Source organism: Vibrio sp. VPAP30 (assembly GCF_001188205.1).
In the GTDB taxonomy this organism is placed as follows: Bacteria; Pseudomonadota; Gammaproteobacteria; order Enterobacterales; family Vibrionaceae; genus Vibrio; species Vibrio bivalvicida.
Map to the genome: position 1 here is coordinate 1 of NZ_LBLS01000025.1, position 15,077 is coordinate 15,077.

The following is a 15,077-nucleotide window of genomic DNA, read 5'->3' on the forward strand; positions in this document are numbered from 1 at the left end:
AATGAATACTGACTTCAAAACTACTGTGTAATTTTAAAGCTATTATCGTTCCAACAGAACGATAATGAATTGACTGTGCTCGATAACCGAAGTTATCAAATTGGTCACTCAGTTCATTGAAACCTAATTTGAAACCCCTCTTTATTTAGAGAAATTTCTAATTGGATTATCATCAACGAGTGCCCACACAGATTGATAGGTTTATATTGTTAAAGAGCTTTCTTCTTTGTGATTCGCATCACTTCGGAAGAGGCGGTCATTTTAGCGAGATAAAGTTTAGTGTCAACCACTTTTTTCAAACTTTTTTCAAGCGTTTCCACTTGGCTAATTGACCTTGCTAACTGGGCTTGCGTTTCTGTTGAAGCGTTGCCGTGTCAGCGAGGGGGCATTATAGAGATCGAAAGATTCTTGGCAAGCCCTTTTTGCAGTTTTTTCTAACTTTTTTATTGTTCGATTAAATTTCGATCTAAAAGCCTTATAAGTAAGCCTTTTCTTTACATATCTTTAAACTTATTGGCGAATAGAGTCACTTTTTCCCAGTTGGTATACTCTACCTCTTTACTTGTATCTGTCTCTCCCCCCGTCATACTCATAATGAATTTAATCATTGTTCTATCAAACCAACCATATCGTGGGTAATAGAGCGCACCGGCAAATACGCCAATCAACTCAGGTTGCCAAGGCGACTTTTTGAGAAATGTCTTTATATAGGCACTACCTTCAGGCGTATCCTTTCCTTGGTCTTCTTTACGTGCCGTCAGATTCACACAGAAGAAAGCAACTTTACTCTGCTGTAATGAAGACAAGTTACGCTCAATAAACTGATAGAGCTTTTTATTAAGGTGGCCATAACGAATAGAGGCACCAATAAGCACTCGCTCATATTGGCTGAAATCGACAGTCTCTATGCGATGCAGGTCGAGCAGCTCACAATCAAATCCCGGCATCTGTTTCTGTATATAGTTAAAAATCTTTTTAGTTTGACCTTCACGGCTTGAATAGAGAAATAGCGCCTTTGCCACATCGTCTCCTTAGCTACGCCAAAATGTCGGCGTCAGTAGTATAAGTAGTGTAAATATTTCCAGTCGTCCAAATAGCATCGAAACAATCAGAACCCATTTCGCCTTGTCATTCACATCCCCAAAGTGAAGTGCCACTTCACCAAGACCCGGACCTAAGTTGTTGAGTGTAGCCGCAACCGCAGAGAAAGCACTTAGCTCATCCATACCAGTGGCAATCAGACCTAACATACAAACAACAAAAACCAGAGCATAGGCAGAGAAAAATCCCCACACCGCATCGACAACCCGCTGAGGAAGAGAGCTGCCCCCGACTTTAATCGTATAGACCGCACGAGGGTGAACTAAACGCTTGAGTTCACGTACCCCCTGCAAGGTCAGTAGTAAGATACGAACCACTTTCATGCCACCACCTGTCGACCCAGCGCATCCACCGATAAAAGAAGAAAAAAGCAGCAACACAGGTAAGAATAGCGGCCATTCTGAAAAGCCTGTTGTGGTAAAGCCCGCTGTAGTGGATATCGAAACGGTTTGGAACAGCGCTTGATCAAAAGCATCATAGACTGAGTTATATGAGTGATGATTTAACAGCACAAGAAAACAAACGACAAACAGCAGCGCTTGAATGAAGATAAAAGCTCTAAATTCTGGGTCTTTCCAATAGTATTTAGGATGCACACCACCAGATGCAAAGGCAGCAAAGTGAAGTGAGTAGTTACATGCTGAAATTAATAGAAACACCACAGTAATCATATTAACCGCGTAACTATCAAAATGCCCCATGCTGGCATCATGAGTAGAGAAGCCACCAATAGCAATCGTTGAGAAACTATGGCTGATCGCATCAAACGGCGTCATACCTGCTAACCAAAAAGCAGCAGCGCAAGCGATAGTTAAACTGAGATAAATATACCAAAGAGCTTTAGCCGTTTCCGCTATCCGTGGCGTCATCTTGGTATCTTTTACTGGTCCTGGGATTTCTGCTCGGTAAAGCTGCATACCACCGATACCTAATACCGGTAAGATCGCAACGGCAAGTACGATGATACCCATACCACCAAACCACTGTAGAAACTGACGATAAAACAATATCGCTTTGGGCAAATCATCTAAGCCAACAATAACGGTGGCTCCAGTCGTGGTTAAAGCAGAAAAAGACTCAAAGAAAGCATCAGTGACGGAAATATTGGGATTGTCTGCGATCAGAAATGGTAATGAACCAGCGCTACCGAGTACCGTCCAAAATAGAACAACAATCAAAAATCCATCACGGGCTTTTAATTCATGTTTGTAGCGTCGATTCGGAAACCAGCACAAGGTCCCGCAAAACAAGAGTACAAAAAAGGTGGTAACAAAAGGAACACCGGCGCCGTCTCGATAGATAAGCGCCACCAAAGCAGGCGCCAACATTGAGAGACTAAAGAGAGCGAGCAAAAGCCCGACGATACGAATAATGGATCGAAATTGCATGGTTAGATTGATTTATGAAGCGTAGCTTCCGACTTCCTAGTTATCTTTGTTGTATGTCCAATGGGGTAACCTGTACCTTGGCGCCACTCTTATTAATAATGGTTTGTGTAAAATCACCCACTTGACGAAGTTCAATCTCGACAACCATTTTAACCAACTCACTGTACTCAGCGTTCACCTCTTGAACTCCAAACTGAGGAAACAACGATTGTGCAATGGGCATAAACCCATAGTCTAACTCTAGTAGTAACTTAGTGGTTATTTTTTTCTCAATTGTTTGAAGAGATTTGAGTGCTTGCTGCACTCCGCCGCCATATGCTTTAACCAAACCGCCAGTACCGAGTTTAATTCCACCCGAGTAACGCGTGACCACAGCAGTAATCTCACCAACACCAGAACCGGCCAACTGCGCCAGTATTGGTTTGCCTGCTGTACCTGAAGGCTCACCATCATCACTAAAACCCCACTTCATCGAATCGTCAGGCCTGCCAGCAACAAACCCCCAGCAGTTATGCCGCGCATCAGAATGTTTGTTTTTTATCTGCTCAACGAAAGCTTTAGCTACAGCAATTGAGGGAGTATGTGCGAGGTAGGTAATAAAGATGCTTTTCTTTATCTCCTCTTCAAACTGAGTGGGTTGCACAGGGACTAAATACGGCTGGTCATTCATGGTTTAGATTCATCTTTTGTTGTGCTCGCAGTGTAGCACGAGAGCGAATTTAACGTCGCCTAAGATCTGTTCGAGCGCACAATGTTAAACAGTTGTTTAAAAAATGTATTGAATTTAACCAACAGCAAGTCCAAACTAAAACAACTGGTCAAACCAGAATAACTATAACACCACTTTCCTTTACAGCGGTTGCTGTTAAACCAGCCGCTGTACACGCAATCCAAAGATTGTATGTCATGGAGATAGACAATGATTTACCAAGCCGAAACCCTACAGGTAAAGGAATTACAAGACGGAATCGCTGAGCTCAGCTTCTGTGCCCCAGCGTCTGTTAACAAGCTCGACCTTGCTACTCTTGAGTCACTGGATAAGGCTCTTGACGCACTTAAAGCTCATAGCTCTCTCAAAGGATTACTGCTCACTTCAGATAAAGATACCTTTATTGTAGGCGCAGATATTACTGAGTTTCTGGGCCTATTTGCCAAACAGGAACAAGAGCTAGATCAATGGCTTCAATTTGCTAACAGCATCTTTAACAAGTTAGAAGACCTACCGGTACCAACACTTTCAGTTTTAAAAGGTCACACTTTAGGTGGCGGCTGTGAGTGTGTACTCGCTACCGACATGCGTATTGGTGATAAAACCACCAGCATTGGCTTACCAGAGACTAAACTCGGTATCATGCCAGGTTTTGGTGGTTGTGTTCGCTTACCTCGTGTTATCGGTGCCGACAGCGCGATGGAAGTCATTACACAAGGCAAAGCGTGCCGAGCTGATGAAGCACTTAAAATCGGCCTACTCGATGCAATTGTCGACACAGACGCCCTGTATGATTCAGCGATCAAAACCCTGACTCAAGCGATCAATGAAAAGCTCGATTGGAAACAGCGCCGTAAACAAAAAACATCGGCACTTTCACTCAGCAAGCTTGAATCAATGATGAGCTTTACCATGGCAAAAGGCTTGGTCGCTCAGAAGGCTGGCCCTCACTACCCAGCCCCTATGACAGCTGTTGTGACTATCGAGGAAGGTGCTCGTTTTACTCGCAATGAAGCACTTGATATTGAACGCAAGTATTTCGTTAAGCTGGCTAAATCCGAAGAAGCTAAGTCTCTCGTTGGCCTGTTCCTCAACGATCAATATATTAAGGGGCTAGCTAAAAAAGCGGCTAAATCTGCGAGTAAAGACACTCAACGTGCAGCGGTATTAGGTGCGGGCATCATGGGGGGCGGAATTGCTTACCAATCGGCTCTTAAAGATGTCCCTGTCTTAATGAAAGATATCGCACAATCATCTTTAGACCTCGGTATGACGGAAGCATCTAAACTGCTCAACAAGCGTTTATCTCGCGGTCGTATTGATGGCTTTAAAATGGCGGGTATCCTAGCGTCTATCACTCCAAGCCTCCATTACGCAGGCATTGAGGAGACGGATGTTATCGTTGAAGCTGTGGTTGAAAACCCGAAAGTGAAAGCGGCAGTACTCAGTGAAGTCGAGCAACAAGTGGGTGACGAAACCGTCATTACCTCAAATACATCGACCATCCCGATCAATCTGCTGGCTAAATCACTCAAGCGACCTGAAAACTTCTGTGGTATGCATTTCTTCAACCCAGTACATCGCATGCCTTTAGTAGAGATCATCCGTGGTGAACACACCTCAGATGAAACTATCAACCGCGTAGTCGCTTACGCAGCGAAAATGGGTAAATCGCCAATCGTAGTGAATGACTGCCCGGGATTCTTCGTCAACCGCGTACTCTTCCCTTACTTTGGTGGATTCAGCATGTTGCTACGTGACGGCGCTGATTTCACTAAAATCGACAAAGTCATGGAGCGTAAATTTGGCTGGCCAATGGGACCTGCCTATCTGCTAGATGTAGTCGGTATTGATACCGCTCACCATGCTCAAGCGGTAATGGCTCAAGGTTTCCCAGAGCGTATGGGCAAACAGGGCCGTGACGCGATTGATGCCCTGTTTGAAGCAGACAAGTATGGTCAGAAAAATGGCAGCGGCTTCTATAGTTACGCTTTAGACAGAAAAGGTAAACCGAAGAAGACATTCAGTGAAGATATTCTGCCAGTACTCGCCGACGTTTGTGCTGAGAAACAAGAGTTCGATGATCAAACCATCATCCAACGAATGATGATTCCGATGATCAATGAAGTTGTCTTGTGTCTGCAAGAAAACATCATCGCTTCTCCTCAAGAAGCTGATATGGCTTTAGTTTATGGTCTGGGCTTCCCTCCATTCCGAGGTGGCGTTTTCCGTTACTTAGATAGCATAGGTATTGCCGAGTTTGTCGCAATGGCCAACCAATACTCAGATCTAGGCGCTATGTACCAAGTACCACAATTGCTGATTGATATGGCTGAAAAAGGCCAGAGCTTCTATGGTGCTCAGCAACAAGGTTCTATCTAAGGAGATTCCCAAATGACTAATCAAACTAAAAACGTTGTCGTAGTAGATTGCCTACGTACACCGATGGGACGCTCTAAAGGTGGGGCTTTCCGTCATACTCGCGCCGAAGATCTTTCTGCCCACTTAATGAAAGGCATTCTTGCGCGCAATCCTCAGGTCAACCCAAGTGAAATTGAAGATATCTACTGGGGCTGTGTGCAACAAACGTTAGAACAAGGCTTTAACGTTGCGCGTAATGCAGCACTGCTTGCAGGCTTGCCAATTGAAATAGGTGCAGTAACTGTCAACCGCTTATGTGGTTCATCAATGCAGGCTCTGCATGATGGCACACGCGCAATCATGACCGGTGATGCGGAGATTTGCCTCATTGGTGGTGTTGAGCACATGGGACATGTTCCTATGAATCATGGTGTGGATTTCCATCCAGGCATGTCGAAAAACGTTGCTAAAGCCGCGGGTATGATGGGTTTAACCGCAGAAATGCTTGGTAAACTGCACGGTATCAGCCGTGAGCAACAAGATGAGTTTGCTGCGCGTTCTCATGCTCGTGCTCATGCCGCTACCCTTGAAGGTCGCTTTAAAAATGAGATTCTTCCAATTGAGGGCCACGCAGCGGACGGCACCCTATTCACGCTAGATCACGATGAAGTGATTCGTCCGGAAACCTCAGTAGAAGGTCTATCTCAGCTTCGCCCAGTGTTTGACCCTGCAAACGGAACCGTCACGGCAGGTACATCCTCTGCGCTATCTGATGGTGCATCAGCTATGCTGATCATGAGCGAAGACAAAGCCAATGAGCTTGGTTTGCCAATTCGCGCTCGCATCAAAGGTATGGCGATTGCGGGTTGCGATCCATCTATCATGGGTTACGGCCCTGTACCAGCAACGCAGAAAGCGCTCAAACGTGCAGGTCTCTCTATCGAAGATATGGATGTGGTAGAGCTAAATGAAGCATTTGCTGCTCAATCTTTACCTTGTGCTAAAGACCTAGGTTTACTGGAAGTGATGGACGAGAAGGTCAACCTTAACGGTGGTGCCATCGCTCTTGGTCACCCGCTAGGTTGTTCTGGGTCGCGCATCTCAACCACGCTTATCAACTTAATGGAAGCCAAAGACGCAAAATATGGCCTGGCCACTATGTGTATCGGTTTAGGTCAGGGGATCGCAACCGTCTTTGAACGCCCTTAAGCGGCTATCAAGTCAAACAACGCCAGCATTATGCTGGCGTTGCTTTAGTGCTTTAACCAGTCGTGATGGAGCTGATTGGAAGAGCCTAAGTAATCTACCATCCACTGAATAAGTTTGTGATTATCATCCTTACGCCAAACTAAACAGCATTGGCTGATCGGCTTTTCATCTGGCAAGGTTTTCTCCACCAGCACCCCATCAAGAATCAACGACATCGCGATGTGTCGAGGCATATAGCCAACCCCAACGCCATTCTTAAGACACTCAATTGCACTATACCAATTGGGCAGCAACAAGCGCCGCTGCTGCGGATAATGCCCAGTGTGACGCTTAGGCAGAACACTGGAAGTATCATCAAGACAGATGGCAGGGAACTGGCTGACAAACTCTTCGCTTAAGTTTTGCTGACGAACACAAGGGTGTGCCGGAGACATAACAAATGCCCAGTCCAGTACGCCCATATCTCTGACCTCAAAATCTCCACCAACGGGGATCGCAGATGTTGCACCGATGACAATATCGGCTCGCTCCTGCGCTATCGCCTCCCAAGATCCATTAAAAACTTCCATGTTTATTTGTAACTCAGCAAACTCAAACTCACGATAAAAGTCTTCAACCAGTGGCTTTAACTTATCGAGCTTCACTACATTATCCAAAGTTAGCTTAAGGGTTGATTGCCAACCATGAGCAGCACGTTTAGTTTGTACCTTAAGTTCTTCCATCTGTCTTAGTAATAGTCGCGCTTCGGCGATAAATAGTTCACCAGCCGGAGTAAGCTCAACTTTCCGTGGCAAACGACGAAACAATATGACGTCCAACTCTTGCTCGACCTGACGTACACCATAGCTGATAGCTGAAGGCACTTTGTGTAGCACCTCTGCTGCCGCAGTAAAACTTCCTAACCGAGCCACGGTATCTAACATCTCAAGTGACGACTTTGAATACATAATGGACAACCGTTCAATATTTTTGATTGATAACCAATAATTTTAACGTTTTATTTTCTTAAAATCGAAAAATAGAATGGCATGGTAAATAAATCAGGGTTGGCGCCAACTAATACTGAGTAATTAATGATTAAATAATTTGATTGGTTGAATCATGAAAATATCAAAACTACAGCTTGTTTATCTCGCAGCCCTTTCAATGCTCGGCTTTATTGCCACCGACATGTACCTGCCCGCTTTTAAAGCAATGGAAGTTGATTTCGCAACGGGCCCAGAGCAGATAGCCCTTTCATTAACCGTATTTTTGGTTGGTATGGCATTTGGGCAACTTATGTGGGGGTTGGCCTCGGATAAGTTTGGTCATCGTAATACCTTAGCGGCAGGCTTGGTAATTTTTACTATCGCCTCTTTTGGCTTAGCCTTTAGTGATCAAGTTTGGCAGCTACTCGCCCTACGCTTTGTGCAAGCAATTGGTGTCTGCGCACCTGCAGTGATCTGGCAAGCGATGGTTATTAAGCGTCACTCAAGCAACAGTCAGCAAATATTCGCTACTATCATGCCACTGGTCGCCCTGTCCCCAGCGCTGGCTCCACAGTTGGGTGTATTACTGGCAGATAGCTTTGGTTGGCACAGCATTTTTGTAGCGCTGACACTAATGGGTGTATTGCTCGTCATCGCAACCATGGCACAGAAAAATGAAAAAGCTGAAGTTAAGCAAACCAGCATGTCGACAGATATTAAGCTGCTACTGGGGTCAAAAACCTACCTTGGCAATGTATTTATGTTTGCCACAGCATCGGCGGCCTTCTTTGCTTACCTTACAGGAATGCCGGAGATCATGTCGCAGCTTGGTTATGAAGCTAAAGACATTGGTTTGAGCTTTATTCCACAAACTATCGCATTTATGGTAGGCGGCTACTTAGGTAAAGTCGGTGTCCGCAAGTATGGTGACGAAAAAGTACTACGCCAACTGATTGGCCTGTTTAGTGTCGCTTCTTTGCTGATCTTTATCGCTTCTCAATGGCAACTAACTTCCATTTGGCCGATCCTAGCACCTTTCTGTTTGATTGCTGTCGCCAACGGCGCGCTTTACCCAATCGTTGTCAATCGTGCTCTAGCAAGCGCGCAGCGAAGCCCTGCAACGGCCGCTGGCTTACAAAACAGTGTGCAAATTTGTGTCAGTAGCTTATCGAGCGCTCTAGTGGCTGCAATGGCAAGTCAGGCACAGCTAGTAACAGGCATCGCGATTGTTATTTGTATGGGAGGGCTGTGGATTGGCTATGTTGTTTCGAATCGTGAGCTGTCTCAGCACTTTACTGCGCCTGACAACTCTCGCGTAGTCAATGATGAGTAAATAGTAAAAGAGCCGCAAAATGCGGCTCTTTGTTAGGGCAGTAAACTTAGTAAATACTTACAAACTCTTCAGACCCCATTTTTCGGCTGTCTTTTTAAAGAACCCCTGAGTCTTCTTCAATTCTACCCAGTGATTGAGGTAATTAATCCAAACCTGATCATCCTGTGGCAGTAACATCGCGATCGGCGTCGGTTTACGTGGTTCTTTAACTGGCACGATAGCCAGTTGTTTGAACTTCTCCACCAACGTAGCCGCCTCAACGTTTGAGGTCACTGAGACATCCGCTCTGCGTGCCAGTAGCTCCTGGAAGTCACGTGCAGGTGCTTCAATAACAACATGCTGTGCTGACGGAAAGAACTCTTTAACCATCTTTTCTTGTACTGTTCCCAGCGTTGCCGCTACTTTGACTTCTGATTTGTCAAAATCACTCCAATCAGAGAACTTGTCTAAGTCCTTTTTCTGCACCACTGGAACAAACGCCAAGTAGAAATATGGCTGACTGTAACCTGCTACTTTAGCGCGCGACATGTTCAGTGAAGCACTACCAGTAACGTCGTACTTATTGGCAGTAATACCATTAACCAATGTTTTCCAGTCTGTCGCTACATATTCGACTTTTACACCAAGATCCTTAGCCAACTCAGTTGTCACATCAATATCAAAACCGCGATAGCTATTGGTTGCTGGATCCTTCATTGTCATCGGATTCCAATCCCCTGTAGTACCAACACGCAGCACCCCTTTATCAAGGATTTGTTGTAAACGACTGGTTTCGGCCATGACCTGGCCCACTGACAATAAGCACAATCCAAGTGCTAAAATATACTTGTTCATTATATCTTCCCTAAAGTTATTACGAATTAAGCCCGTTCATTGCTAACATAGCAGCATCAAATGGATTTTTTTAGTCAATACAAGGTGTAATGTGACTTCTCGTTATCTATTGCTTAGTTCACTGCTACTTCTCAGCGGCTGTTCAGATTATCAGTGGGGTTGGTACGTACTTGACCCGACAACCGAGCAAGGCCAAACCAACTTAAGCTTTCTACTCGCAGGGTTTAGCGACACAATTCAAGTCTCTCTGCTGAGCATGCTGTTTGCCATGACGCTCGGGTTAATCATCGCGTTACCTGCGCTTTCTCCAATGAAATATCTGCGTGCCATCAACCGAATCTATGTAGAATGCGTGCGCTCTGTACCTGTGCTCGTCTTGCTACTTTGGGTCTACTATGGAATGCCAACTTTACTAGACGTCTCACTAGATCATTTTTGGGCGGGGGTGATAGCACTGACCATCGCGGAAAGTGCTTTTATGGCTGAAGTGTTTCGCGGCGGGATTCAAGCCATCAGCCGTGGCCAACATGAAGCTGCGGAGTCACTAGGTTTGAATTACTGGCAGAAGATGCGCTTAGTAATTTTGCCGCAAGCATTTCGGCAAATTTTACCGCCATTGGGCAATCAGTTTGTTTATATTCTCAAAATGAGCTCATTAGTCAGTGTGATTGGCTTAAGTGACCTAACCCGCCGTGCCAACGAGTTAGTAGTCAATGAGTACTTACCATTAGAGATCTATACCTTCTTGGTCTTAGAGTATTTAGTGCTGATTCTTTTCGTCTCTCAAGCCGTTCGTTGGCTAGAAAAGCGTATCGCTATTCCTAGTCATTAATACCAACCAAGTAGAGACAACAAAGCCGCTCATTATGAGCGGCTTTGTAACATTATCATTGGTAGCAAGAGCTATTACTTTTGTTTTAATGGACGCTGCCAACCTGAAATCTTACGCTCTTTAGCGCGAGTGATGACTAACTCACCTTCAGCGACATCTTTTGTTAAAGTCGTTCCTGCACCAACTGTCGCGCCATCAGCAATTGTCACTGGAGCTACTAGCTGACTATCAGATCCGACAAACACATCGTTGCCTATTGTGGTTTTAAATTTATTTGCACCATCGTAGTTACACGTAATCACACCCGCGCCAACGTTAGTGCGCTGACCGATCTCTGCGTCACCTAAGTACGACAGGTGGTTGGCTTTAGAGCCCTCACCAAGGCATGCATTTTTCACTTCAACAAAGTTACCTACGTGCGAATCATTGCGCATCTCAGCACCAGGGCGAAGGCGAGTAAATGGACCGACGGTACACTCTTCACCTACTGTAGCACCTTCAATTACGCTATATGGGCGAACTAATGTATTGTCATCGATTTCACAATCTTTAAGCACACACCCAGTGCCTATAACGACGTTATCACCTAGGGAGACTTTGCCTTCGATAATAACATTGGCGTCAATTTCACAATCCATACCGCACTGAAGCTCACCGCGCAGGTCAAAACGCGCAGGATCTCGTAACATTACTCCCTGTTCTAACAGTTTTTGTGCTTGCATCGATTGAAACGCACGCTCTAAGCGCGCCAGTTGTGCACGGTCGTTAACCCCTTCAACTTCGATAGGATTAACTGGGTGAACCGCTTCAACTGCACGGCCTTCATCGTGAGCGGCAGCAATCACATCTGTCAGGTAGTACTCACCCTGTGCATTTTCATTGTTTAGGCCAGATAACCAACGCTTAAGATCCCCACCAGTCGCAACCATCACACCCGTATTGATCTCTTTAATTAGCTTTTGCTCTTCTGTGGCATCTTTTTGCTCTACGATAGCCACGACAGGGCCATTTTTACGTACGATACGACCATAGCCAGTTGGGTTATCCAGAACCACGGTGAGCAACGCGATACCACCAGTTGGTTGAGCATCGAGTAAACTTTCAATCGTCTCTTCAGAGATCAATGGCACATCACCGTATAACACTAAGATCTTCTCATCCTCTTCGAACTGAGAAGAAGCTTGATCCACCGCGTGGCCTGTACCTAGCTGCTCCGCTTGCAGAACCCAATTCACAGACTCAGCACTCAGTTCAGCCTGCATTTGATCGCCACCATGACCATAGACCAAATGTATATTCTGCGCGCCTAAACCGTTACATGTATCGATAACATGTTTAGCCATAGGTTTACCAGCAAGTGTATGCAAAACCTTAGGTTTGTTGGAGTACATGCGAGTCCCTTTGCCCGCCGCCAGAATCACTGCGCTAAACTTCATTGCGTTACCCATTAGAACTTGTATTAAAACTGAGAGGTATTCTAGACACTAATTGATGATTAGTTAATTGATTAGGAAAAATTTCCGTTAAAAATTAAGCAAAAAGGCGGTCTTACGACCGCCTTTATCACTTTTAAAACAGTGTCGCGAATTAGCGACGCTGTTTTGTCAGCTCGATAACTCGTAGCTGAGCAATGGCTTTAGCCAGTTCACTGGCCGCTTGAGCGAAGTCCATATCACCGTGCTGATTCTGAATATTCTCCTCAGCGCGACGTTTCGCTTCTTCTGCCTTAGCTGCGTCAAGCTCTTCACCACGGATAGCGGTATCAGCCAGTACAGTCGCTGTACCCGGCTGAACTTCTACCATACCACCAGAAACATAAAGAATTTCTTCGTGGCCGTGCTGCTTAACAATACGCACCATACCAGGCTTGATAGCGGTCAGCAGCGGAGTGTGACCATGGAAAATACCAAGTTCACCTTCGCTACCGGTCACCTGAAACGTTTCTACTAGGCCTGAGAAAATCTTCTTCTCTGCACTAACAACGTCTAGGTGAAAGGTTATTGCTGCCATATCGCCTCCTAGTTAGCCTTATAGCTTCTTCGCATTCTCGATAGCATCGTCAATCGTACCGCAGTACATAAACGCTTGCTCTGGAATGTCATCGTAATCACCAGCTAGTAGACCTTTGAAACCACGTAGAGTCTCTTTAAGAGGTACGTAAACACCAGGGTCGCCAGTAAATACTTCCGCTACGTGGTAAGGCTGAGTTAGGAAACGCTCAATCTTACGTGCACGAGATACTACTTGCTTATCTTCTTCAGACAGCTCGTCCATACCTAAAATCGCAATGATATCTTTCAGCTCTTTATAACGCTGAAGAGTCTGCTGAACGCCACGAGCGATATCGTAGTGCTCTTGACCAACAACCAATGGATCAAGCATACGAGATGTTGAATCTAGTGGGTCGATCGCAGGGTATAGACCCATAGCTGCGATGTTACGGTTAAGTACTACCGTTGCATCCAAGTGCGCGAACGTTGTTGCTGGAGACGGGTCAGTCAAGTCATCGGCTGGTACATATACCGCCTGTACAGACGTGATAGAACCAGATTTCGTTGACGTGATACGCTCCTGCAGTACACCCATCTCTTCTGCAAGAGTTGGCTGGTAACCTACTGCTGAAGGCATACGACCTAGCAGAGCTGATACTTCAGTACCAGCAAGCGTGTAACGGTAGATGTTATCAACGAACAGTAGAACGTCACGACCTTCGTCACGGAAACGTTCAGCCATTGTTAGGCCAGTCAGTGCAACACGTAGACGGTTACCTGGTGGCTCGTTCATCTGACCGTAAACCATCGCTACTTTTGACTCTTCAGGATTCTCAACGTTTACAACGCCCGCTTCCTGCATCTCAAAGTAGAAATCGTTACCTTCACGAGTACGCTCACCTACACCTGCAAATACAGATAGGCCAGAGTGCTGTAGTGCGATGTTGTTGATAAGTTCCATCATGTTAACGGTCTTACCTACACCTGCACCACCGAATAGACCGATTTTACCACCCTTAGCGAATGGACAAACCAGGTCGATTACTTTAACGCCCGTTTCTAGTAGAGCGATCTCGTTTGATTGCTCTTCGTAGCTTGGTGCTTCACGGTGGATAGAGTAAGTCTCTTCCGCACCGATTTCACCACACTCGTCAATTGCGTCACCTAGAACGTTCATGATACGACCTAGGGTCTTAGTACCTACTGGTACTGAAATTGGAGCGCCAGTGTTTACAACTTCAACTCCACGACGTAAACCATCAGAGCTACCCATTACGATACAACGAACTACGCCACCGCCTAGCTGTTGTTGAACTTCAAGAACTAAGCGTTCTTTTGATTCAGTCACGTCTAGAGCGTCATATACACTAGGTACTTCGCTCTGTGGGAACTCTACGTCGACTACCGCACCGATGATCTGTACGATCTTACCTGTAGCCATCGTTAATCCTCTAAACTATTTCGTTTAACCTAAGCTTAAACCGCAGCAGCACCACCAACGATTTCCGATAGTTCTTGTGTAATCGCAGCCTGACGGGCTTTGTTGTACACAAGTTCTAAATCTTCAATCAAGTTGGTCGCGTTGTCCGTTGCAGCCTTCATCGCAATCATTCGAGCCGCTTGCTCACAAGCAAGATTCTCAACCACACCTTGGTAAACCTGAGACTCTACATAGCGCACTAAAAGTGTATCTAGTAGAGGTTTTGGTTCAGGCTCATAGATGTAGTCCCATGAGTGCTCACGCTGCATCTCTTCGCTGTCTGATTTAGGCAAAGGTAGCAATTGATCGATCGTTGGTTGTTGAACCATAGTGTTCACAAACTTGTTGTACACTACGTATAAACGGTCCAATTCACCTTCATCGTATTTCTTTAGCATTACGCTTACAGAACCGATTAGGTCTTCTAAGCTTGGGCTATCGCCAAGACCAGAAACCTGAGCGGCAACTTTCGCGCCACTGTTATTGAAAAATGCTGTTGCTTTAGAACCAATTACCGCTAGTTCAACTTCAGCACCTTTCTCTTTCCATGCCTGCATATCAGCAACTGCTTTTTTGAACACGTTAATGTTCAAGCCGCCACACAGGCCACGGTCTGTAGAAACGATGATGTAACCAACTCGCTTCGCTTCACGCTCTTCTAAGTACGGATGACGGTACTCTAGATTTGCGTTTGCTACGTGACCGATCACTTTACGCATTGTTTCAGCGTATGGACGAGAAGCTTCTCTTGCATCTTGACTACGACGCATTTTCGAAGCTGCTACCATTTCCATCGCTTTCGTAATTTTCTGCGTGCTTTTAACACTACCGATTTTATTACGTATCTCTTTTGCGCCGGCCATCGTTACTC

At 45.5% G+C, this 15,077-nt stretch carries 13 protein-coding genes; 4 read left to right on the forward strand and 9 right to left on the reverse strand.

Going from position 1 to position 15,077, the window contains the following annotated elements; all coding sequences use genetic code 11:
• Positions 1-494: 494 nt before the first annotated feature.
• The 3 genes from hemG to ZX61_RS10120 are packed head-to-tail and all read right to left on the reverse strand — an operon-like array spanning position 495 to position 3,159.
• Entirely contained in the window at positions 495-1,022 is a 528-nt protein-coding gene (gene hemG, locus ZX61_RS10110) for a menaquinone-dependent protoporphyrinogen IX dehydrogenase (protein ID WP_049844506.1), read from the reverse strand.
• 9 nt (positions 1,023-1,031) lie between these two features.
• Positions 1,032-2,489 (reverse strand): TrkH family potassium uptake protein, encoded by a 1,458-nt coding sequence (locus ZX61_RS10115; protein ID WP_049844507.1) that lies wholly within the window; start codon positions 2,487-2,489, stop codon positions 1,032-1,034.
• 40 nt (positions 2,490-2,529) lie between these two features.
• Positions 2,530-3,159: a YigZ family protein gene (locus tag ZX61_RS10120; protein ID WP_049844508.1), complete on the reverse strand. Its 630-nt coding sequence runs from the start codon at positions 3,157-3,159 to the stop codon at positions 2,530-2,532.
• A gap of 249 nt (positions 3,160-3,408) precedes the next feature.
• Here ZX61_RS10120 and fadB point away from each other — a divergent pair, with 249 nt between their 5' ends.
• Together fadB and fadA are read left to right on the forward strand one after the other, a co-directional pair.
• On the forward strand, positions 3,409-5,580 hold the full coding sequence (fadB, locus tag ZX61_RS10125) for a fatty acid oxidation complex subunit alpha FadB (RefSeq protein WP_049844509.1): 2,172 nt from the start codon (positions 3,409-3,411) through the stop codon (positions 5,578-5,580).
• A 12-nt stretch (positions 5,581-5,592) separates the two neighbouring features.
• The gene (fadA, locus tag ZX61_RS10130; RefSeq protein ID WP_049844510.1) at positions 5,593-6,768 is read left to right on the forward strand and encodes an acetyl-CoA C-acyltransferase FadA; all 1,176 of its coding nucleotides are present in this window, start codon (positions 5,593-5,595) and stop codon (positions 6,766-6,768) included.
• 44 nt (positions 6,769-6,812) lie between these two features.
• On the opposite strand, the gene punR is transcribed toward fadA, so the two are convergent.
• Positions 6,813-7,715, reverse strand: coding sequence for a DNA-binding transcriptional activator PunR (gene punR / locus ZX61_RS10135; protein ID WP_049844511.1), 903 nt, complete (start codon positions 7,713-7,715; stop codon positions 6,813-6,815).
• A gap of 154 nt (positions 7,716-7,869) precedes the next feature.
• Between punR and punC the strand changes: the two genes are divergently transcribed.
• A complete protein-coding gene (gene punC / locus ZX61_RS10140; RefSeq protein ID WP_049844512.1) occupies positions 7,870-9,069 on the forward strand; it encodes a purine nucleoside transporter PunC in 1,200 nt (399 codons plus the stop codon).
• Between the two features lie 57 nt (positions 9,070-9,126).
• On the opposite strand, the gene ZX61_RS10145 is transcribed toward punC, so the two are convergent.
• Positions 9,127-9,903, reverse strand: a complete 777-nt coding sequence (locus ZX61_RS10145; RefSeq protein WP_049844513.1) for a transporter substrate-binding domain-containing protein — start codon at positions 9,901-9,903, stop codon at positions 9,127-9,129.
• A 91-nt stretch (positions 9,904-9,994) separates the two neighbouring features.
• On the opposite strand from ZX61_RS10145, the gene ZX61_RS10150 reads away from it, so the two are divergent.
• Positions 9,995-10,735 carry an amino acid ABC transporter permease gene (locus ZX61_RS10150; RefSeq protein ID WP_049844514.1) on the forward strand — a complete coding sequence of 247 codons (741 nt, stop codon included), beginning with the start codon at positions 9,995-9,997 and terminating at the stop codon, positions 10,733-10,735.
• 74 nt (positions 10,736-10,809) lie between these two features.
• Here the strand turns inward: ZX61_RS10150 and glmU are convergent, their stop codons facing one another.
• The 4 genes from glmU to atpG all read right to left on the reverse strand — a co-directional run bounded on the left by glmU (position 10,810) and on the right by atpG (position 15,069).
• Positions 10,810-12,171 (reverse strand): bifunctional UDP-N-acetylglucosamine diphosphorylase/glucosamine-1-phosphate N-acetyltransferase GlmU, encoded by a 1,362-nt coding sequence (gene glmU / locus ZX61_RS10155; protein ID WP_049844515.1) that lies wholly within the window; start codon positions 12,169-12,171, stop codon positions 10,810-10,812.
• A gap of 151 nt (positions 12,172-12,322) precedes the next feature.
• Positions 12,323-12,745: a F0F1 ATP synthase subunit epsilon gene (locus ZX61_RS10160; RefSeq protein WP_049844516.1), complete on the reverse strand. Its 423-nt coding sequence runs from the start codon at positions 12,743-12,745 to the stop codon at positions 12,323-12,325.
• Between the two features lie 18 nt (positions 12,746-12,763).
• Entirely contained in the window at positions 12,764-14,167 is a 1,404-nt protein-coding gene (atpD, locus tag ZX61_RS10165) for a F0F1 ATP synthase subunit beta (RefSeq protein WP_049844517.1), read from the reverse strand.
• A 35-nt stretch (positions 14,168-14,202) separates the two neighbouring features.
• Positions 14,203-15,069 carry a F0F1 ATP synthase subunit gamma gene (gene atpG, locus ZX61_RS10170; protein WP_049844518.1) on the reverse strand — a complete coding sequence of 289 codons (867 nt, stop codon included), beginning with the start codon at positions 15,067-15,069 and terminating at the stop codon, positions 14,203-14,205.
• Between the last annotated feature and the right edge of the window lie 8 nt (positions 15,070-15,077).